A 21037-nucleotide genomic window follows, 5' to 3' on the forward strand; every position below is an offset into this window, starting at 1 on the left:
AGGTGATACAAATGACTCAACATCATATTAAACTGGCCCATTACTTTCTTGAGGGTGATGAAGAAGGGGCTTTAGAATATATCGAAGGTTTGTTCTCAAAATATCCACGTCTCTATTTATATGAGGACATTATCACTCCCGCCATGTACCATGTGGGTGAGCTCTGGGAGAAAAATGAAATATCAGTAGCAGATGAGCACTTAGCTACAGCTATTTGTGATTTTGTATTATCCAGGCTGGACGCCAAAGCCCCGGACATTAACATTCACTTAACCAGGTGAACCGTTTTAAACCTCACGTTATTGGTTTATCAGCGGCCTTGTCTTATCGTTTGCCGACACTTAAGAAGCTCGTCCAGGAGTTCATGGCGCTCGAATGGAATCCTTTGATTATGATTGGCGGCCGGATGGCCAGAAAATTTGAACTGGAAGAATTAGAAACAGATCAGGTTATGGTTGTAAAGGATTTGAATAACCTTCATCAATGGTTTAAAGAAGGAAGGGCAGGCATTATCAATGAAACAAGCTGATCGGTCTTTTCCTTTGCCTTTTTACGTCATTAATAAGAACTTTTACGTGCAGTCCTATTCTAAACAGGCTAAAGATTTATGGGGAGAGCCGGATAGTCTGCTGGAAATTATTGATGAAGAAAGCAAAAATAAAATAAAAAAATGGGTAGCCCCAGAACTTCACCAGACTGCCCTGGAAGTCCATCTTAAGCCTTTCAATGCCGAGCCTGATCCTATTACAGCAGATATGTATGTGACGTGGAACAATGATTTATATGCTCAAGTTATCTTTCTAATCAAAGATGAGAAGCTGAGAAAGGTTACAAAAACTCTTAACAATTTACGCTCTCGTTTAAACGATACGAACTTCGAGCTGCTAGAGGAAAAAGAAAAGCTGGAAGAAGTAATCGATCAAAATAACCGCTTGTCTGCGCCGTTTATTGAACTAACTCAGGATACCGCACTTATACCGCTGTTTGGAGATTTATCAGAGGAGAAAATGCGGGCTGTCGAAAATAATTTACTAGTGTCCTCTCAAAAAGAAGATATGGATCGCTTGCTGTTTGATTTTACAGCAGTCGGTGAAATGGACAGAGAGGGAGTTCATGTGCTTACAAACATGATGACCTCTCTCTTTTATATGGGACTGGACATTATTATTATTGGTGTGAAGCCAGTACAAGCGAAGCATCTGCACGAAATGGAAATCCCTTCTCAAGTGAATTTTATGAATTCCTTACAGCAGGCGATTGATAAATACTGTTAACCTTAGAAAAACGGACCGGAATTCGGTCTGTTTTTTTGCGTGCAGGTACAATTTTTTATTTTAATTGGAACAGACACGTTATTTAATGAGCGTGCTGTGGAATACAAGAAATATAAAGATGGAAATTAAATGAAGGAAGATTTAATTTATTGAAAGGATGAATAACATTATGGAATTAACTTTACAAGTAAACGGAATGACTTGCGGCCACTGTGAGAAATCTGTAAAAGAGGCTTTAACTTCATTAGAAGGAGTATATGGAGCCAATGTGGACGTTGACAGTGGCAGAGTAGAGGTTTCCTTTGATGAATCGTATGTCTCAAAAGATATGATGAAAGAAGCTGTGGAAGCACAAGGGTATGAACCCGTAGGTTAAGTGAAAATGCCCCTTTAGCTGCTGCTAAAGAGGCATTTTTTTATTGAACGATGTATGGCAGTTGGTTTTTATAGCCGTTAAACTGCTGGTAAGAATTTTGCAGCTTTGTTTGGTCAGCGGCCTCCAGAGAATACCATCCGTTTTTAAACATTAAGTTGTAAAGGTTTCTTTGGCAGTCTTGAGTTTCTTTAAAAATCGAAGAAAGGTCTTGATAGAACTGTTGGTTGCTGGCCTCATTTAAAGCTACGCTATAGGCATTTGTCATATACTTCTCTGTAGACAGATAATCATTAACGAAATCACGTTCGTTCATTTGCGGGGTTTTTGGTACGGTTGTTTCAGGATTCTGGATCTTTTGCGGTTGGTTTTGCTGCTGCATTTAGAATTCCTCCTTAATTCATAGTTTTGTTGTTAGTGTTTAAGTAACTTAAAATCTTGTCATAATGTCGCTGGTGCATTTGGCCAGCCTGCTCTAAAGCCTGTTGAATCTCAGGTGTTTGACACTGCTCTGCAAAGAAATGAGCTTTTTTACAAGCGTTCAGGTTCCAAGCAAGCATATCAGTGATATACATTTGATCTTTTGTGCTGACTAAAGTTGGCGGCTGTTCCATTGGTTGAGATTGCTGCATAATACATCCTCCTTAATTTTAAAATCTTTTCTTAGTATTGCCTGAAAGTTCATGATTATGAATAGATTTTTACAGGAAAAGATAATAACGAATGTGTACCCATTTTTTATGAATGATGATAAAATGTATTATGATATCGTTTACAAAACTAATTATTACCAGAATGATTATACAGGATAATAGCTCTTATTCTTTATAGCAGCTTGGTTTCAGGGGGCCTTGTTATGGAACAAATACTTCGGAATTTCTTCTTATTTTTATCAAAAAATAAATTCTTTACTAAGTTAGCCAAAAGATACGGACTGCGGTTCGGCGCAGGACGCTTCGTCGCCGGCGAAACCATCCAGCATGCCGTTGAGACAATAAAAAAGATTAACGAACAGGGAATGAGTGTGACGATTGACCACTTGGGTGAATTTATAGACAGTGAAGAGGAAGCAAGAACTGCAGCAGACGAATGTATTGAAGCGATCAAAGCCATATCTTCTCATAACCTCGATTCACAGCTTTCGCTAAAACTTACTTCAATGGGACTGGACATTTCATATAAACTCGCGCTCGAGAATATGAGAAATATTTTAAAAGTGGCCGAGGAAAAGGATGTGTTCGTCACTATAGATATGGAAGACTTTGAACGGTGTCAGACCACCCTTGACTTATTCAAAGAACTGAGGGAAGATTACGAACATATTGGAACAGTTATTCAATCTTATCTATATCGGGCGGCGGAAGATATTGAAGATTTAAACAGATACAGTCCTAACCTTCGTTTAGTAAAAGGGGCTTATAAAGAATCACCGAAAGTTGCTTTCCCTGATAAGAAGGATGTTGACGAAAATTATAAAAAGATTATTAAAATGCACTTGCTTAATGGCAACTATACAGCCGTAGCTACACATGATGATGCCATGATTGAATATACAACGAAGCTTGTAAAAGAGCATAATATTCCAATCGATCAATTTGAATTTCAAATGCTTTATGGCATTCGTGTGGAGCGTCAGCAGGAATTAGTAAAGGAAGGTTATAAAATGCGTGTGTATGTACCATATGGGGATGACTGGTATGGCTACTTTATGCGCCGTCTTGCTGAAAGGCCGGCCAATGTGGCCTTTGTGTTAAAAGGAGTAGCCGGGAAGTAATAATAATTACGCCTTCAGGAGAACAGCTCTCTTGAAGGTTTTTTAAAATTAAGGCGCTTTTAAACGGGCGTAGGTGACATGGTAAAGAAAAGAAGGAGGTTCTGCGAGACTCCTGCGGACGGCCGAGGCTCGCAGAGAGGTCACGAGCGTTGAGGTCTCCATTTTTTAAACAAATCAATTATAATAAACAGATCGTTTAACAGTTAACAGCACCAAAATAAAGAAGGACAAATTAGATAAATTTTATTTTTGAAAAAGATTGCGAAATGTCAGAATATATTTTATAGTTAAATCAGATACCAATTTTTATTAACCGTATTTTTTTTAGCCATAAAATGAATGAGTATTCATTCAAGTTACGATAGGGGGAGGAAATATGAATCGAAAAATCAAGCGCGCCGCTGTTTTAGGGTCCGGGGTAATGGGAGCAGGTATCGCTGCTCACCTGGCAAACGTCGGAATTCCAACATTGATGCTTGATATGGTACCGCGCGAGCTCAGTGAAAAGGAAAGAAATAAGGGGTTAAGCCTTGAAGACGTCTCTGTAAGAAACCGCATCGCGGCTGAGAGCAAAGAGAAGTTGAAGAAGCAAAAACCATCGCCCATTACAAGCAAATCCAGCCTTGACCTTATTGAAGTCGGAAATTTCACGGATGATATGCCAAAACTTAAGGAAGTCGACTGGGTCATTGAGGTAGTGGTCGAAAATCTGGATGTAAAGAAAAAAATCTTTGCCCAGGTAGATCAGTATCGAAAGAATGGAAGTATCGTCAGTTCGAACACTTCGGGAATTTCGGTTGAAGCAATGTCTGAAGACTGCAGCGAAGATTTCCAAAAACACTTTTTAGGCACACACTTTTTTAATCCACCGCGCTATTTGAAGTTATTGGAAGTCATACCTACTAAAAATACGGATCCGGAAGTTCTTCAATATATGAAGCAGTTTGGTGAAGATACTTTAGGTAAGGGCGTTGTTGAAGCAAAAGATACGCCTAACTTTATTGCAAACCGGATCGGCACCTACGGTTTGTTAGTAACAGTCCGCGAAATGCTCGCCGGGGGATATAGTGTAGGAGAAGTCGACTCCGTCACTGGCCCGATGATCGGCCGGCCGAAAAGTGCAACTTTTAGAACGTTAGATGTGGTAGGTCTCGATACATTTATCCACGTAGCAAATAATGTTTATCACCAGGTGGAAGGTGAAGAGAAGAAGGTATTTGAAATACCTGCGTTTATGAGAGAAATGCAGGAAAAAGGCTGGCTTGGAGCTAAAAGCGGTCAAGGTTTCTTTCTAAAGAAAAAAGGAGAAAACGGCCGGGAAATCTTGCAGCTCAACCCAGAAGCGTTAGAGTATGAGGAACGCCAGAAACTTAAGACAAAAGCTGTTGAATTAGCCAAACAGGAAAAAGGAACAAAACGCAAACTGAAAGCTCTCGTTTCATCTCAAGGAGATCGGGCAGGCGACTTTGTCTGGTCAATCGTTAAACCTGTACTTCTGTATTCTGCACAGCTTTGCGGTGAAATCGCAGAAGATATTCCTTCCATTGATGAAGCAATGCGCTGGGGCTTTGGCTGGGAGCTAGGGCCATTTGAAATGTGGGATGCATTAGGAGTTAAAACAGCCGCAGAACGGATGGAAGCAGAGGGCGCTGATGTTCCTCAGTGGGTAAAGAAAATGCTCGATGAGGGACATGAACAATTTTATGAGAAAGAAAACGGGAGCGTTCTCTATTACCACAATGGAGAATATGTCCAATACTCCTTTAATCCGAAGTCCATTAATTTAAGAAGATTAAAAGAAACTAACGAAGTCATTAAAAAGAATGCGGGAGCGAGTCTTATCGATCTTAGAGATGGGGTGGCAGGGCTTGAATTCCACTCACAGAGCAATGCAATAGGACTCGATATTATTCAAATGGTGAACTACGCCTTAGAAGAAGTTGATAAAAATTATGAAGGCCTCGTTATCGGTAACCAAGGAAAGAACTTCTGTGTAGGTGCAAACCTTGGCATGATTTTAATGGAAGCCCAGGACTTCAACTTTTTTGAGATCGAAATGGTCGTCAAGAGTTTCCAGGATGCCATGATGAATATAAAGTATGCTGATAAACCGGTTGTTAGTGCACCATTTGCTATGACACTTGGCGGAGGAGCTGAAGTTTGTCTTCCGTCTGCAGCCATTCAAGCTTCATCAGAAACGTATATGGGTCTGGTTGAAGCCGGAGTTGGATTGATTCCGGGAGGAGGCGGCAACAAAGAACTTTACATTAAGCATTTACGAAATATTCCTCAAGGAATTGATTTAGATCTGCAGAAAATAACTAATTCCGTCTTCGAAAAGATCGCTATGGCTAAGGTCTCAACATCGGCTGAAGAAGCAAAAGAAAATGGCTTCTTAGACGAACGTGACGGGATTAGTGTGAACGGTGATCATCTTATTTATGACGCCAAGCAAAAAGTACTCGGCCTTGCGCGGTCAGGGTATAAGGCTCCAAAACGTACAACAATACCTGTCGTTGGTGAACAGGGATATGCGACGATGCTGCTGGGAGCGAAATCTTTAGGCCTTAGCGGCTATGCGAGCGAACATGATTTAAAAATTGCAGAGAAATTAGCTTTTGTATTAGCCGGGGGACGTGTGAAAGAAGGGACTCTTGTGGATGAGCAGTATTTATTAGACCTCGAAAGGGAAGCCTTCTTGAGCCTTGTTGGGGAAGGTAAGTCGCAGCAGCGAATGCAGCACATGCTTTTGAAAGGAAAGCCTCTGCGCAACTAATCATATAAAGGGGGAAGAAACGTGAAAGAAGCAGTTATTGTAGCTGGAGCGAGAACCCCGGTCGGCCGGGCGAAAAAAGGAACACTGGCCCATACAAGACCGGATGACTTGGCAGCACTTACTATAAAAGAGACTCTTAAGCGGGCAGGCGGATATGAAGGAAACATCGATGACGTAATTATAGGCTGCGCCATGCCAGAGGCTGAACAGGGGATGAACATGGCCAGAAATATTTGTGGATTGGCAGGCCTCCATTATAAGGTTCCGGCGATAACGATCAACCGGTATTGTTCCTCTGGCCTGCAGAGTATTGCTTACGGTGCGGAAAAAATTATGCTGGGGCATATTGATACGGCGATTGCAGGCGGAGCAGAGTCCATGAGTCTTATTCCAATGGGAGGCCATGTAATTAAGCCAAATGTTCAATTAGTTGAAAATGCACCTGAGTATTATATGTCCATGGGGCATACAGCCGAAGAGGTAGCAAATCGGTTTCAGATTTCCCGTGAGGATCAAGATGCATTTGCCGCAAGAAGCCACGAACGAGCGGGGCAGGCATTGAAAGAAGGAAAATTTAAAGATGAGATTGTTCCTGTGAATGTTGTTCATCGGACAGTCGGCAGTGACCATAAACTAAAAGAGAAAGAAATCACTTTTGAAATGGATGAAGGGGTACGCCCGGACACAACGGTTGATGTGTTAGCTAAATTAAAACCAGCTTTTTCTGTGAAAGGCTCCGTAACAGCGGGGAATTCATCACAAATGAGTGATGGAGCTGCTTCTGTATTACTTATGGACCGTGAAAAAGCCAAGGCAGAAGGGATGACGCCATTAGTTAAATTTCGTTCCTTTGCGGTAGCTGGAGTAGAGCCTGAAGTCATGGGTGTGGGACCGATCGAAGCTGTACCGAAAGCATTAAAAATGGCGGGTTTGGAATTAGCGGACATTGGATTGTTTGAATTAAACGAAGCCTTTGCTTCTCAATCATTAAGAGTTATTCGGGAACTTGGCTTGAATATTGATAAAGTAAATGTCAATGGAGGAGCGATCGCACTAGGTCACCCGCTTGGATGTACTGGAACAAAACTGACGCTCAGCTTAATCCATGAAATGAAGCGCAGAAACGAACAGTTTGGCGTAGTCACTATGTGTATTGGCGGCGGTATGGGAGCTGCTGGGGTATTTGAACTTTTATAAAAGGAGAGGGAAAGAATGAGTGAATTAAAAGAGATGATTAAAGGCGGAGGCTTTCTTGTTGAAGATTTAACAGCGAATGACGTAATTACTCCAGAAGATTTCACAGAAGAACATCACATGATTGCCAAAACTACGGAAGACTTTGTATTAGGGGAAGTAGTTCCTAAAATTGATAATCTAGAAAACCATGAATTTGAACATTCTGTTGCCCTCTTGAAAAAAGCGGGAGAGCTTGGTCTTCTTGGAGCAGATGTACCTGAAGAATACGGCGGCCTGCAGCTTGATAAAATCAGTTCCTCTCTCATTACGGAAAAGTTCTCACGCGCCGGCGGATTCTCTGTCACTCACGGTGCACACGTAGGAATTGGTTCTCTTCCTATTGTGTTTTTTGGGAATGAAGAGCAGAAACAAAAGTACCTACCGAAGCTTGCGACTGGTGAGAAAATTGCAGCTTATGCTTTAACAGAGCCAGGTTCCGGATCCGACGCTTTAGGGGCGAAGACAACGGCTAAATTGAATGAAGCGGGCACTCATTATGTGTTAAATGGTGAAAAGCAGTGGATTACAAACTCAGCTTTTGCTGATGTATTTGTTGTCTATGCAAAAATAGACGGAGACAAATTTACCGCATTTATTGTAGAAAGAGATTTCAGCGGAGTGTCTACCGGCCCTGAAGAAAAGAAAATGGGAATTAAGAGCTCATCTACACGTACGTTAGTTTTAGAAGATGCTGAGGTACCGGTGGAAAATGTACTAGGTGAAATTGGCAGAGGCCATGTAATCGCGTTTAATATCTTAAATGTGGGCCGCTATAAGCTGGCCATTGGTGGAGTAGGCGGTTCTAAGCGAGCAATTGAGTTAGCTGTAAAATACGCAAATCAGCGCAAGCAGTTCAAAACTCCTATTTCTAGTTTTCCATTAATCCAGGAAAAACTGGCGTCTGTAGCTGTTAATACGTATGCCAATGAAAGCTCAGTTTATCGTACAGTTGGTTTGTTCGAACAGAGCATGGGTAAATTATCAGAAGAAGAATTAAAAGACGGTAAAGCCGTAGCCAAAGTTATTGCTGAATATGCGATTGAGTGTTCATTAAATAAGGTGTTCGGTACTGAACTGCTTGATTTTGCAGTGGATGAAGCTGTACAGATCCATGGCGGCTATGGGTTTATGCAGGAATATGAAGTAGAGAGGATCTACCGTGATTCCCGTATTAACCGAATCTTTGAGGGAACGAACGAGATTAACCGTTTAATTGTACCTGGTACGTTGCTTAAGAAAGCAATGAAAGGTGAACTGCCATTACTTCAGAAAGCGCAGGCATTGCAGGAAGAAATTATGACCATGATGCCTGAAGAGCCTGGCGAAGAAGCATTGGAGCAAGAAAAGTACCTGCTGAAAAATGCCAAGAAAATTGCTCTGCTTGCTGCTGGATTAGCTGCTCAAAAGTATGGCGAGAAGCTTGAGAATGAACAGGAGCTCTTAGTGAATATAGCTGACATCACAGGCGAGATTTACAATATGGAATCGGCTGTTCTTCGTACCGAAAAAGCAATCGGCAAGCTGGGAGAAGAAAAATCAGCCCAAAAACTTCTTTATACTCAAGTTTATGTACAGGAAGCCTTTAACCGGATTGAAGCCCACGCTAAAGAAACATTAATTGCTTCTGAATCTGGTGATACACTTCGTATGATGCTTGGAGCATTAAGAAAATTAACACGTCATACTCCAACAAATGTTATTGTGAAGAAACGTAAGATCGCACAAACACTTATCCAGAATGAAAAGTATACCGTTTAAATTTAGGAAAAAGGCTTTCTCTCATGAGAAAGCCTTTTTTCGAACTTCTCTGCCGGAGCCAATACAGAAAACCGGAAAAAACTTTAGGTTTTTCTAAAGACCGTTTTTCGGTGATCCCCTTAATAGCAATGCTATTATAGAAGAGAGTATGATAAAATAAGAATCAAATAAATAAGAGGGGGGAATATAAGAATGCCGTTAACCTTTTATTGGTATCCAAACTGCGGAACATGTAAGAAAGCTAAAAAGTGGCTGGATGAACATGAGGTATCTTATGAAGCTGTACATATTGTAGAAGATACTCCGAGTAAGGATGAAATTACTGAATTAGTGAGAAAAAGTGATCAGCCTGTCCGAAAGTTCTTTAATACCAGTGGGAAGAAATATAGAGAATTAAAATTGAAGGACAAGCTTCCTTCCGCTTCCGAAGAAGAGATGATTACCTGGCTGGCCGAAGATGGCATGCTTATTAAACGTCCTATTGTGACGAATGGTGAAAAAGTAACGGTAGGTTTTAAAGAGGATCAGTTCGAGAAAATATGGAATAAGTGAGCAGAACATTGGAAATAAAAGCGAAAAGCTTTTATGTTTATAAATGTGATTATTTATACTAATTTTAATCTGGAGGGGTATTCAATGAGTTTACCAAAAGACTTGCTGTATTCTGAAGAACACGAATGGGTAAAAAAAGAAGGCGACAAAGTACGTATCGGCATCACGGATTTTGCACAATCCGAACTTGGGGATATCGTATTCGTAGAGCTTCCTGAAGAAGGAGATACCGTTGAAGCAGATGAGCCTTTTGGAAGTGTAGAATCTGTTAAAACAGTTTCCGAACTTTACGCTCCTGTCAGCGGTAAAGTAGTAGAAATCAATGAGGAGCTCGAAGACAGTCCTGAATTTGTTAATGAGTCACCGTATGAAAAGGCATGGATGATTGTAGTTGAACCTAGTGACTCCTCTGAAATGGAAGAGCTTATGTCTGCTGAAGATTATGAGGAAATGATTAACGAAGACTAAGCCGCCACAGGTTGTTGTTTATGTGCATATACATAAATTACAAAGCCTGTAAGAACAATCTTTGATACTCATTATGTGCAGGCCGTGCTGTTTAGCATGGTCTGTTTCTCTATAGTAGGTGACTCTTATGATGGATGAGCGAATATTAATAGTTGAAGGTATTACCGACAAGAAACAAATTAATAAAATTCTTAAGGATCCTGTGGAGATTTTATGTACCCATGGTACGTTAGGAATTGAGAGGATGGAAGAACTTATCCTAGATTATAATCTTGATCATAGACCTGTTTTTATATTAGTTGATGAAGATTATTCGGGAAATAAGCTGAGAAAACAGCTTTCTGCTGAATTGCCGCACGCGGAGCAAATCTATATTGATAAAGCTTTCCGGGAAGTGGCAGCCACTCCAGAACCAGAATTAGCGAGAGTCTTATTAAAACACCATTTTAAAATAAAGCCAATTTATCTTATTTAATATAGGAGGATATGAATTGCGGGAGTTTCAAAACCGGGAAGTAACAGAGCAGCTCAAGACTAAAGGATTAGCATTCACTTACATTTATACTCCTTTTTGCGGAACTTGTCATTTAGCCCGTAAAATGCTTGAAACGATAGAAACTACTATAAAAGATGAAGTATTTCTCGAAATGAATGCATCTCTCTACCCGGAATTTATGCAAGAGTATCAAGTGAAAAGTGTTCCCTGTCTGCTTATTACCAACCAAGCTGAAGTCATAGAAAAAGTGTATGCTTTTCATTCTGTTCCTCACATGTATGAAAAGGTTCAACAATATTTGTAATATAATATCGCGATTTCCCGGGAAATGACGAGCGATTCTCCATTTATTAACAAGGATCAGCCCTCTTAAATGCCGAATTATTAAATACAGCATTTAAGGGGGGATTTTATGCATGCGATTCAATCTTGGATCGAATCAGTGAACGATCGATCTGACCTGCTGAAAAAGTGGAAAGAGCGGCCGATTGTATTGTTTTTTCATGGTGAACAGGAAACGGTTCCTTTAACGATCAGCACACAGAACGTAAGAATTGATTACGATTATGAATTTCATTGTCCTGTGCATGTTCATGCTCCTTCGCAAATCATCGAAAAAATGCTGGAAGGAGAAGTACAGCTTTCAAAATTACCTGCTGATCTAGGAAAAATCGAGGGCAAGCTGCGAGATATTCTTTATGTTGAATCTTTAATGCTGCTGGCTAGATAAGGGTCCCAATCGCTTTCACAATATCCAGGAAGTCAGCTTTATCGTTAAACTGAAAAGCCAGTTCTCCTTCTTGATTTATGATCACAGTAGTGGGAACTCCTTTAGCTTTATATAATTTGTAAATTTTTGTACCTCTATCTGTTAAAGTAGGCTGCGTCAGAAATTTATCATAATAGTCTTCGGCGTCATGAATACTTCTTTCTCTGCCTGTAACGTTGATCGTCAGCATAGAAACTTTGGAGTGATCCATCGTTTGAAACAGCTGTTCTTTTTTAGGCATGTCAATCCCGCAATCAGTACACCAGGAAGCCCAAAACGTAAGGATTACAACTTTTCCTTGTTGTTGGGAAAGGGTAAAGTTGTTTTCTGAATCTATATAAGGCAGTGTAAAATCAGGAGCAAGTTTCATTGTATGTTCACCTCTGCATAAGAATTGACGATTTCTCCTTACCATGCTAACATAAATCGCACTTCGTTAAAGAATTGAATATTTTAAATTCTCTTCTCATTCTTTGAGAAGATTTTTTATTGACAGCATCTTAAGTTAAATGCTAAACTCCTTCTTGGTGCTTAAGTTCGATAAATTGATAATTGAATAAAGGAATCCTCTTATCCAGAGAGGCGGAGGGACTGGCCCGATGATGCCCGGCAACCATCAGGATCTTTTTAAAAAAGAACTGAAGTGGTGCCAATTCCTGCAAAGTGAAACCTTTGACAGATGAGAGAACAGATTGAAACTGACTACGCTTTTCTGTTCTTATGCAGAAAAGCGTTTTTTAGTAAGGGAGAGTGACATCATGATATCTATTGAAGGTTTATCTAAGGTTTTTAAGACAAGAGATCGAGACGTTAAAGCAGTCGATAAGCTGGATTTAACGGTCGATAAAGGAGAAATCTTTGGAGTAATCGGGTACAGCGGTGCCGGGAAGAGTACGTTTATCCGGCTCCTTAACCGCCTCGAAGAACCATCCGAAGGTGCAATTAATATAAACGATCAAAATATTATTGAACTGAGTAAAAGTGAACTGCGGGTAGCCCGCCAAAATATCGGGATGATCTTTCAACATTTTAACTTATTATGGTCTCGTACAGTTTTCGATAATATTTCTTTTCCATTAGAAATAGCAGGAGTACCTAAAGAAGAACGTGCCAATAGAGTAAGTGAGCTTATTGATTTAGTTGGGTTAACCGGCAGAGGCCAGTCTTATCCCTCTCAATTAAGCGGCGGTCAAAAGCAGAGAGTGGGTATTGCCCGCGCTCTTGCTAACAACCCGGAGGTACTGCTTTGTGATGAAGCCACTTCCGCACTTGATCCAGAAACGACGGACTCTATTCTCGATTTATTAGTAGACATTAATGAAAAACTTGGACTTACTATCATTTTAATTACTCACGAAATGCATGTTATCCGTAAAATCTGTCACCGTGTTGCTGTTATGGAAAGCGGGAAGGTAGTCGAGTCAGGTGACGTTCTGGATGTGTTCCTTCATCCAAAAGAAAAAGTAACAAAGCGATTCGTTGATCAGGTGATGGGAGACCCGGATCGGGAAGATTCCCTGAACTTAATCCAGGAAAGGTACAAGAACGGTGAAATTGTACAGCTTCATTTTATTGGAGAGAATACAAACCAGGCGTTAATAAGTGATGTCTCGAGAAAATTCCCTGTCGACGTAAATATCCTGCATGGAAAAATTACTCAGACTCAAAAAGGAGCCTACGGAACTATGCTTGTTCAAATCGTAGGCGCTGAGGCAGAGATCAGCCGTGCTATAGAGTATATTCGAGAAACATCTGTTGAAGTGGAGGTCAGCCCTAATGTTTAATCAGCTATTTCCCAATGTAAAAGCCGAAGATATCGTTGAGGCAACCTATGAAACCATGTACATGACGGTGATATCTGTAGCTGGAACTTTTATTATAGGTCTTCTGCTTGGGCTGCTTCTTTACTTATCAGGTCCAGGCGGCATGTGGCAAAATAAAGCATTGAATTGGATCACCTCTGCTTTAGTCAATGTTTTCCGGGCTATTCCTTTTATCATATTGATTTTACTGCTGTTCCCTTTTACAGATTTTCTTATGGGAACGATTCGAGGTCCTAAAGCAGCCTTGCCGGCTCTTATTGTCGGAGGCGCCCCATTTTATGCCCGTCTTGTAGAAATTGCCTTAAAAGAGGTGGACAAAGGGGTTATTGAAGCTGCTAAATCTATGGGAGCGAAATACAGAACAATCATTTTTAAAGTCCTGCTTCCTGAGTCTATGCCGGCCTTAATTTCAGGGATTACGGTAACGGCCATTGCTTTAATAGGATACACAGCTGTGGCTGGTGTTATTGGTGCAGGCGGTCTAGGGGACTTTGCTTACTTCTATGGTTTCCAGCGCAGAGAGTTCGATGTCGTTGCTGTATGTACGATTTTAATTGTGATCATTGTATTCATCTTCCAGTTCATTGGAGATATTTCCTCCAGAAAACTGGATAAAAGATAAACATAAATATTTAGGAGGTAACAAAGATGAGAAAGTTTTTAACAAGTTCTATTTTTGCCCTGCTGCTGCTCGTACTTGCAGCTTGCGGTTCATCAGATGATTCATCAGAGGAAGGACCTGGCTCTGAAATTACTGTAGGAGCTTCCAGTACTCCTCACGCGGAGATTTTAGAAGAGGCTAAGCCGCTTCTTGAAGAAGAAGGAATCACCCTTAATATTGAGCAGTATCAGGACTACATCCTGCCGAACCAGGACCTGCATGAAGGAAATATCGATGCTAACTACTTTCAGCATATTCCTTATTTAGAGGACCAAATGGCTCAAAATGATTTTGATTTTGCTAATTTAGGCGGTATTCATATAGAGCCAATGGGTATCTATTCTAAAGATTTTCAAAGCATTGACGAAATTAAAGAAGGTACAACTGTACTAATGAGTAATTCAACAGCAGATCATGGACGAATTCTTTCCTTATTGGAAACAGAAGGACTAATCAAGCTGGATGAGAATGTAGAAAAAGTGGAAGCAACTGTTGATGATATCGTAGAAAATCCAAAGAACTTACAGTTTGATGCAGGAATTGACGCAGCGCTTCTTCCTGAAAATTATGAGCGTGAGGACAATGTTCTTGTAGCGATCAATACGAACTATGCGATCGAAGCAGGCTTAAACCCTAGTGAGGATGCTTTAATCCTTGAAGGCTCTGATTCTCCTTACGTGAACGTGATCGCAGCGAAAAGTGAGCATGAAGATAACGAATCTTTAAACAAACTTGTGGAAGTTCTTCGCTCAGAAGAAATCCAAACATTTATTGAAGAAGAATATGAGGGAGCAGTAGTTCCTGTAAGTGAATAAATTTATGAATGAAATGCGTAATGCGGTTGATACTAAGCCCATTACGCATTTTTTTTATAAAGGAGCAAAAACAGATGGAGTATGAACAGCATAATTTAGCAGAAGCTTATTTAGAACAGTATAAGCATGGAGTAGGATTATTTACGAGAAAACTGCCTGAGGTTGCTCATGCGTTTAATGAATTTTCGGAAGTTTGTTTTAAAGAAGGAGAACTTTCTCAGAAACAAAAGCAATTAATGGCGCTGGGAATAAGTATTGTAGCTCAAGATGAATATTGCATCGTTTATCATACAAAAGGTTGTATTGATCAAGGTGCCACGGAACAGGAAATCATGGAAGCGTGTGGAGTCGCAGCAGCTTTTGGCGGCGGTGCAGCACTTAGCCAGTGTGTTACTTTAGTACAGGAATCCTTTAACGATTTAACACAACATTGATTGAATAGTTAGAAAATTTAAGAAAAACGGATGAATGAAAGGCATTTTCTAAATACAAACGCTTACATGGGGTGGGAAGCGGATAGATCTGAACTTTTGAGTTTATACGGCTTTTGGTCGGGGTATCAAACTATGGTAATCTAAAAAATGTAAATTAATTGAAAGGATTGATTAATTATTAGTGACCAGCTAGGTTTGAATTTTACTCCTGATATGGAAAAAGCCATGCACCAAACGCATAACATTAGCTATGCGGAATATGCAAGCAGTTTAGATCAAATGATGAAGGTTGAACAAAAAAGGCAGAAAGAATTCGAACAAAGTAAGAAGTTCATTGATGAAGTAAGCCGGCAAATATATAAATAAAAGGTCAGGCCTAGTGCCTGATTTTTTTTATTAGAAAAAGTTTGATATTATAATTTTGATATTATAATAAGGAAAAAACTCGTACTATTTTCGGTCATGAAAATAGCTCGATAGGCATATAGCTAACTTGTCGAATTAGGTAAAATCAGTTGATATCACATTCTAAATGATATAAGATTGTAATGAGAATAAATTGAGAATGGTTTTTGATCCATATCAACTAAAGCAACAACTATAATAGATACTGGAGGTATTATTTATGGCAGGATCAACTCTTGAAATTAAGGATCTTCATGTTGAAATCGAAGGTCAAGAAATCTTAAAAGGTGTGAACCTTACGATAAATGGTGGAGAATTCCACGCAGTAATGGGTCCAAACGGGACTGGTAAATCTACTTTGGCTTCAGCAATTATGGGACATCCAAAGTTTGAAGTTACAAAGGGACAAGTACTACTCGATGGAGAAGACGTACTTGAAATGGAAGTGGATGAGCGCGCTCAAGCCGGCCTGTTTCTTGCTATGCAATACCCTAGTGAAATCAGCGGTGTTACTAATTCTGATTTTCTGCGTTCTGCTATTAATGCTCATAGAGAAGAAGGCGACGAAATTTCTCTTATGAAATTTATTAAAGAAATGGACGCAGCAATGGATATGTTAGAAATGGATAAAAACATGGCTCAGCGTTACCTTAATGAAGGTTTCTCCGGCGGTGAGAAGAAGCGTAATGAAATTCTTCAGCTTATGATGATCCAGCCGGCTATTGCTATTCTAGATGAAATTGACTCAGGACTAGATATCGATGCACTCAAAGTAGTAGCTAAAGGTATTAATCAAATGCGCGATGAGAATTTCGGCTGCTTAACAATTACTCACTATCAGCGCCTGTTAAACTATATCACTCCAGATTATGTTCACGTTATGATGCAGGGACGCGTAGTTAAGTCTGGCGGTCCAGAGCTTGCACAGCGTCTGGAAGAAGAAGGCTATGACTGGATCAAAAAAGAGCTAGGCATCGAAGACGAAACAATCGGCCAAAAAGCGTAACTAAGACAGGAGGGATATTATGACAGTAAAAGTCTCGCTGCCATATGATAAAGATTATGTAGCTGATTTTTCCGCAGGCTTAAATGAACCTGAATGGATGACCCAGCTTCGTTTGAGCGCCTTGGACAAGTCAGAATCATTAGATATGCCAAAACCGGATAAAACGAATGTAGATAACTGGAATTTCACTGAATTTAAACACCAGGCTGATGGTGAAGCGATCAGTTCTTTAAGCAATATTCCTGAACAGCTTCAGGATTTATTAGATAAAGATAACGAGAACCAGAATCTAATCATTCAGCGTAATCATTCGATTGCTTACGCCAATCTTAATCAAAAGTTAGTTGATCAGGGTGTTATTCTTACGGATATTAACACAGCATTGCAAAACCACAGTGACTTAGTGCGAAAATATTATATGACTGAAGCTGTTCAGGTTGATGAACACCGTTTAACAGCCCTTCATGCAGCACTTATGAACGGAGGAATCTTCTTGTATATTCCTAAGAATGTACAAGTTGAGGAACCGCTTCAGGCTATTTTCTGGCAGGAAGATCCAGAAGCATCTCTCATTAACCATGTTCTTGTAGTTGCGGAAGAAAACAGCTCCGTGACGTATGTAGAAAACTATACTTCAAATAATAAAGAAGAACGTACTTCTGCAAATATCGTTACAGAAGTAATTGCCAAAGCAGGAGCAACTGTATCTTTTGGTGCAGTTGACAACTTTGAAGCAGGCACGACTGTATATGCAAATCGCCGCGGACTGGCTGACAGAGACGCTAAAATTGAGTGGGCTCTCGGTCAAATGAATGAAGGAGACACTGTTTCTGAAAATATTACTCACCTTCTTGGCGATAACTCTCATTCCAACGCTAAAACAGTAGCTATTGGAAGAGGTTCTCAGAAGCAGAACTTCACTGCAAATATTACTCATTTTGGTAAAGGGTCTGATGGATATATCCTTCAGCATGGAGTTATGAAAGGTAACTCTTCAGGTATCTTTAACGGAATTGGCAAGATTGAACACGGAGCATCTAAATCAAATGCTGAACAGGAATCTCGTGTCCTGATGCTTAGTAAAAATGCTCGTGGTGACGCGAACCCAATTCTTTTAATCGATGAAGACGATGTAACTGCCGGCCACGCAGCTTCTGTTGGAAGAGTAGATCCAATGCAGCTGTATTACTTGATGAGCCGCGGGATCTCGCAATTTGAAGCAGAGCGTTTAATCATTCATGGTTTCTTAGCTCCTGTTGTCAATCAGTTGCCAATTGAAGCCGTTAAGCAGCAATTACGTCAATTGATTGAAAGGAAAGTATATTAATGGATGTCAAATCAGTTCGCGATGCTTTTCCAATACTTCATCAAGAAGTAAATGGGCATCCACTTGTCTATCTGGACTCATCTGCAACGTCGCAAAAGCCCGTTCAAGTGATTGAGAAGCTGGACGAATACTATCGCGGCTATAACTCTAATGTTCACCGGGGTGTTCACACTTTAGGAACAAAGGCGACCGATGAATATGAAGGGGCCCGGGAAAAAGTACGTCAGTTTATTAATGCTCAAAGTACCCAGGAAGTTATCTTCACCAGAGGTACAACTACAGCTATTAATACGATAGCTTCGAGCTACGGGCGAGCGAATCTGAAACCGGGTGATGAAATTGTAATCACCCCTATGGAACACCATAGCAATATTATTCCCTGGCAGCAGGTTGCCAAAGAAACCGGTGCTACCTTAAAATATATGCCACTGCAGCCAAACGGTACGATTTCTTTACAGGATGCCGAAGAAACAATTACAGACCAGACTAAAATTGTTTCCATCATGCATGTGTCCAATGTCCTTGGTACAATTAACCCTGTTAAAGAACTGGCAGCTATTGCCCATAAACATGAAGCTGTCATGGTAGTGGATGGTGCCCAAAGTGCGCCGCATATGAGAATTGATGTCAAGGATTTAGACTGTGACTTCTATGCATTTTCCGGTCATAAAATGTGCGGCCCAACTGGTATTGGCGTCCTCTATGGTAAAAGGCAGCTGCTTAATGACATGGAACCTGCCGAATTCGGCGGTGAAATGATCGATTTCGTTAACCTGTATGATTCTACCTGGAAAGAGCTTCCGTGGAAGTTTGAAGGTGGTACACCGATTATCGGTGGAGCCATCGGTTTGGGAGCAGCTATTGACTTCCTAAATGATATTGGGTTAGAGGAAATTGAAAAACATGAACATGAGCTGGTTGATTATGCGGTGGAAAAAATGAACCAAATTGACGGACTGACAATCTATGGTCCTGAGGAAAGAGCTGGACTAGTTACTTTTAATATTAGTGATGTGCACCCGCATGACGTAGCTACAGTATTAGATGCAGAAGGAATTGCGGTAAGAGCCGGTCACCATTGTGCACAGCCGCTGATGAGGTGGCTTGATGTTACAGCTACAGCAAGAGCCAGCTTTTACCTTTACAATACTAAAGAAGATATCGATCGTCTTGTTGAGGGATTACAAACGACAAAGGAGTATTTTGGCGATGTCTTTTAATAATTTAGATACGCTTTACCGTCAAGTTATTATGGACCATTACAAAAACCCTCGAAACAGAGGGACAGTAGATGGAGATCATCTGACAGTGGATATGAATAACCCCACTTGTGGTGATCGAATTCAATTGCAGCTTCAAGTCAATGATGGAGTAGTTGAAGATGCCAAATTCGATGGTGAAGGCTGTTCAATCAGTATGTCCTCCGCTTCTATGATGACCCAGGCTATTAAAGGAAAATCAGTCGATGATGCTTTGAAAATGTCTGAGATTTTCTCTGATATGATGTTGGGAAACGAAGTAGAAGATGATACCCTTGATCTAGGGGATATAGAAGCACTTCAAGGAGTCGCAAAGTTCCCGGCACGAATTAAATGTGCCACCTTAGCGTGGAAGGCAATGGAAAAAGGCGTAGATGATGAACAGAATGCATGATTGCTGCTTGATATACCAAAAGGAGGTATTTAACCATGGCTAAAAAAGCGCCAGAAGTCGGAGAGTATCAATATGGATTCCACGAAAAAGATGTTTCTATTTTCCGTACTCAAAAAGGTTTAACAGCTGAAGTTGTTAAGCAGATTTCCGATTATAAAAGTGAACCTAAATGGATGCTTGATTTCCGTTTGAAATCGTTAGAGCAATTCTATAAAAAACCGATGCCTCAGTGGGGTGGAGACCTTTCAGAGCTCAACTTTGATGATATTACGTATTATGTTAAACCATCTGAGCGTTCTGAACGTTCATGGGATGAGGTTCCTGAAGAGATCAAAAACACATTTGACCGTTTAGGAATTCCGGAAGCTGAACAGAAGTATTTAGCGGGGGTTTCAGCTCAGTATGAGTCCGAAGTTGTTTACCACAACATGGAAAAAGACCTGGAAGACCTGGGTGTAGTGTTTAAAGATACCGACACTGCACTTAAAGAAAACGAAGATCTGTTTAAAGAATATTTTGCCAAAGTTATTCCGGCGGCGGATAATAAGTTTTCGGCTTTAAACTCTGCGGTATGGTCCGGCGGCTCCTTCATTTACGTACCAAAGGATACAAAAGTGGAGACACCGCTTCAAGCTTACTTCCGTATTAACTCTGAAAATATGGGACAGTTTGAGCGTACTCTGATCATCGTTGATGAAGGTGCTTCTGTACACTATGTAGAGGGCTGTACAGCTCCAACTTATTCTTCAAGCTCTCTTCACAGTGCGGTTGTTGAAATCTTCGTTAAGAAAAATGCGTACTGCCGTTATACAACCATTCAGAACTGGGCGAATAACGTCTATAACCTGGTTACAAAACGTGCAGTAGCTGACGAAAATGCGACAATGGAATGGGTAGATGGAAACTTAGGATCTAAACTGACGATGAAGTACCCGGCAGTTATCCTTAAAGGAGAAGGTGCCCGCGGAATGACGCTCTCCATTGCCTTAGCAGGTAAGGGACAGCACCAGGACGCAGGAGCTAAAATGCACCACTTAGCACCAAATACTTCTTCTACTATCGTTTCTAAATCTATCTCGAAGCATGGCGGTAAAGTAACGTACCGCGGGATTGTGCACTTCGGGCGTAAAGCAGACGGAGCACGCTCTAACATCGAGTGTGATACGCTGATTATGGACAATGAGTCCACTTCCGATACAATTCCTTACAACGAGATCCTTAATGAAAACATTTCCTTAGAGCACGAAGCTAAGGTTTCCAAAGTATCTGAGGAGCAGCTGTTCTATCTGATGAGCCGCGGGCTTTCAGAAGAAGAAGCTACAGAAATGATCGTAATGGGCTTCATCGAGCCGTTTACGAAAGAGCTTCCAATGGAATATGCTGTTGAAATGAACCGTCTTATCAAATTCGAGATGGAAGGTTCCATTGGTTAATAAA

The 21037-nt window shown here is 40.6% G+C and carries 26 protein-coding genes and 1 riboswitch; of the genes, 23 read left to right on the plus strand and 3 right to left on the minus strand.

Annotation, left to right across the window (positions count from 1 at the left end):
- The first annotated feature begins 11 nt into the window (after positions 1-11).
- The 4 genes from HUS26_RS19965 (at position 12) to HUS26_RS02830 (ending at position 1650) form a co-directional block, all read left to right on the plus strand.
- Positions 12-281 carry a B12-binding domain-containing protein gene (locus HUS26_RS19965; protein ID WP_254434125.1) on the plus strand — a complete coding sequence of 90 codons (270 nt, stop codon included), beginning with the start codon at positions 12-14 and terminating at the stop codon, positions 279-281.
- The gene (locus HUS26_RS19970; RefSeq protein WP_254434126.1) at positions 278-529 is read left to right on the plus strand and encodes a hypothetical protein; all 252 of its coding nucleotides are present in this window, start codon (positions 278-280) and stop codon (positions 527-529) included. Before HUS26_RS19965 ends, HUS26_RS19970 begins: the two co-directional genes overlap by 4 nt.
- Positions 516-1274: an STAS domain-containing protein gene (locus tag HUS26_RS02825; protein WP_173915717.1), complete on the plus strand. Its 759-nt coding sequence runs from the start codon at positions 516-518 to the stop codon at positions 1272-1274. The genes HUS26_RS19970 and HUS26_RS02825 overlap by 14 nt, the downstream gene beginning before the upstream one ends.
- A 169-nt stretch (positions 1275-1443) precedes the next feature.
- On the plus strand, positions 1444-1650 hold the full coding sequence (locus HUS26_RS02830; protein ID WP_173915718.1) for a copper ion binding protein: 207 nt from the start codon (positions 1444-1446) through the stop codon (positions 1648-1650).
- A gap of 40 nt (positions 1651-1690) precedes the next feature.
- Here HUS26_RS02830 and HUS26_RS02835 read toward each other — a convergent pair whose 3' ends face one another.
- Both HUS26_RS02835 and HUS26_RS02840 read right to left on the minus strand, forming a co-directional pair.
- On the minus strand, positions 1691-2029 hold the full coding sequence (locus HUS26_RS02835) for a spore coat protein (RefSeq protein ID WP_173915719.1): 339 nt from the start codon (positions 2027-2029) through the stop codon (positions 1691-1693).
- 13 nt (positions 2030-2042) lie between these two features.
- On the minus strand, positions 2043-2279 hold the full coding sequence (locus HUS26_RS02840; RefSeq protein WP_173915720.1) for a hypothetical protein: 237 nt from the start codon (positions 2277-2279) through the stop codon (positions 2043-2045).
- Positions 2280-2503: 224 nt separating this feature from the next.
- On the opposite strand from HUS26_RS02840, the gene HUS26_RS02845 reads away from it, so the two are divergent.
- The 9 genes from HUS26_RS02845 (at position 2504) to HUS26_RS02885 (ending at position 11437) form a co-directional block, all read left to right on the plus strand.
- A complete protein-coding gene (locus HUS26_RS02845) occupies positions 2504-3421 on the plus strand; it encodes a proline dehydrogenase family protein (protein ID WP_173915721.1) in 918 nt (305 codons plus the stop codon).
- A gap of 376 nt (positions 3422-3797) precedes the next feature.
- Positions 3798-6197 (plus strand): 3-hydroxyacyl-CoA dehydrogenase/enoyl-CoA hydratase family protein, encoded by a 2400-nt coding sequence (locus HUS26_RS02850; protein ID WP_173915722.1) that lies wholly within the window; start codon positions 3798-3800, stop codon positions 6195-6197.
- Positions 6198-6218: 21 nt separating this feature from the next.
- On the plus strand, positions 6219-7394 hold the full coding sequence (locus tag HUS26_RS02855) for an acetyl-CoA C-acetyltransferase (RefSeq protein ID WP_173915723.1): 1176 nt from the start codon (positions 6219-6221) through the stop codon (positions 7392-7394).
- A gap of 15 nt (positions 7395-7409) precedes the next feature.
- Positions 7410-9191, plus strand: coding sequence for an acyl-CoA dehydrogenase family protein (locus HUS26_RS02860; protein ID WP_173915724.1), 1782 nt, complete (start codon positions 7410-7412; stop codon positions 9189-9191).
- A 192-nt stretch (positions 9192-9383) separates the two neighbouring features.
- Positions 9384-9743, plus strand: a complete 360-nt coding sequence (locus tag HUS26_RS02865; protein ID WP_173915725.1) for an arsenate reductase family protein — start codon at positions 9384-9386, stop codon at positions 9741-9743.
- Positions 9744-9827: 84 nt separating this feature from the next.
- Positions 9828-10211, plus strand: coding sequence for a glycine cleavage system protein GcvH (gcvH, locus tag HUS26_RS02870; protein ID WP_173915726.1), 384 nt, complete (start codon positions 9828-9830; stop codon positions 10209-10211).
- Positions 10212-10338: 127 nt separating this feature from the next.
- Positions 10339-10686 (plus strand): topoisomerase, encoded by a 348-nt coding sequence (locus HUS26_RS02875; RefSeq protein ID WP_173915727.1) that lies wholly within the window; start codon positions 10339-10341, stop codon positions 10684-10686.
- A 16-nt stretch (positions 10687-10702) separates the two neighbouring features.
- Positions 10703-11011: a thioredoxin family protein gene (locus tag HUS26_RS02880; RefSeq protein WP_173915728.1), complete on the plus strand. Its 309-nt coding sequence runs from the start codon at positions 10703-10705 to the stop codon at positions 11009-11011.
- A gap of 108 nt (positions 11012-11119) precedes the next feature.
- Positions 11120-11437: a hypothetical protein gene (locus HUS26_RS02885; RefSeq protein ID WP_173915729.1), complete on the plus strand. Its 318-nt coding sequence runs from the start codon at positions 11120-11122 to the stop codon at positions 11435-11437.
- Here the strand turns inward: HUS26_RS02885 and HUS26_RS02890 are convergent.
- Positions 11430-11846, minus strand: coding sequence for a TlpA disulfide reductase family protein (locus tag HUS26_RS02890; RefSeq protein ID WP_173915730.1), 417 nt, complete (start codon positions 11844-11846; stop codon positions 11430-11432). The two genes, HUS26_RS02885 and HUS26_RS02890, sit on opposite strands and share 8 nt — an antisense overlap.
- Before the next feature lie 197 nt (positions 11847-12043).
- Positions 12044-12162, plus strand: a riboswitch (SAM riboswitch).
- Positions 12163-12234: 72 nt separating this feature from the next.
- On the opposite strand from HUS26_RS02890, the gene HUS26_RS02895 reads away from it, so the two are divergent.
- The 10 genes from HUS26_RS02895 (at position 12235) to sufB (ending at position 21033) form a co-directional block, all read left to right on the plus strand.
- Entirely contained in the window at positions 12235-13260 is a 1026-nt protein-coding gene (locus tag HUS26_RS02895) for a methionine ABC transporter ATP-binding protein (protein ID WP_173915731.1), read from the plus strand.
- Positions 13253-13921 (plus strand): methionine ABC transporter permease, encoded by a 669-nt coding sequence (locus HUS26_RS02900; protein WP_173915732.1) that lies wholly within the window; start codon positions 13253-13255, stop codon positions 13919-13921. Before HUS26_RS02895 ends, HUS26_RS02900 begins: the two co-directional genes overlap by 8 nt.
- Positions 13922-13947: 26 nt before the next feature.
- Positions 13948-14775 carry a MetQ/NlpA family ABC transporter substrate-binding protein gene (locus HUS26_RS02905; protein WP_173915733.1) on the plus strand — a complete coding sequence of 276 codons (828 nt, stop codon included), beginning with the start codon at positions 13948-13950 and terminating at the stop codon, positions 14773-14775.
- Between the two features lie 74 nt (positions 14776-14849).
- Positions 14850-15209 (plus strand): carboxymuconolactone decarboxylase family protein, encoded by a 360-nt coding sequence (locus HUS26_RS02910; protein WP_173915734.1) that lies wholly within the window; start codon positions 14850-14852, stop codon positions 15207-15209.
- A 195-nt stretch (positions 15210-15404) separates the two neighbouring features.
- Positions 15405-15575, plus strand: a complete 171-nt coding sequence (locus tag HUS26_RS02915) for a hypothetical protein (protein WP_173915195.1) — start codon at positions 15405-15407, stop codon at positions 15573-15575.
- A 259-nt stretch (positions 15576-15834) separates the two neighbouring features.
- Positions 15835-16620, plus strand: a complete 786-nt coding sequence (sufC, locus tag HUS26_RS02920) for a Fe-S cluster assembly ATPase SufC (protein WP_173915735.1) — start codon at positions 15835-15837, stop codon at positions 16618-16620.
- 19 nt (positions 16621-16639) lie between these two features.
- Positions 16640-17947 (plus strand): Fe-S cluster assembly protein SufD, encoded by a 1308-nt coding sequence (sufD, locus tag HUS26_RS02925; RefSeq protein ID WP_173915736.1) that lies wholly within the window; start codon positions 16640-16642, stop codon positions 17945-17947.
- The gene (locus tag HUS26_RS02930; RefSeq protein WP_173915737.1) at positions 17947-19167 is read left to right on the plus strand and encodes a cysteine desulfurase; all 1221 of its coding nucleotides are present in this window, start codon (positions 17947-17949) and stop codon (positions 19165-19167) included. Before sufD ends, HUS26_RS02930 begins: the two co-directional genes overlap by 1 nt.
- On the plus strand, positions 19157-19600 hold the full coding sequence (gene sufU, locus HUS26_RS02935; RefSeq protein WP_173915738.1) for a Fe-S cluster assembly sulfur transfer protein SufU: 444 nt from the start codon (positions 19157-19159) through the stop codon (positions 19598-19600). The genes HUS26_RS02930 and sufU overlap by 11 nt, the downstream gene beginning before the upstream one ends.
- 35 nt (positions 19601-19635) lie before the next feature.
- Positions 19636-21033 (plus strand): Fe-S cluster assembly protein SufB, encoded by a 1398-nt coding sequence (gene sufB / locus HUS26_RS02940; RefSeq protein WP_173915739.1) that lies wholly within the window; start codon positions 19636-19638, stop codon positions 21031-21033.
- Positions 21034-21037 lie beyond the last annotated feature (4 nt).

This window comes from Halobacillus sp. Marseille-Q1614 (assembly GCF_902809865.1).
Taxonomy (GTDB): Bacteria; Bacillota; Bacilli; order Bacillales; family Halobacillaceae; genus Halobacillus_A.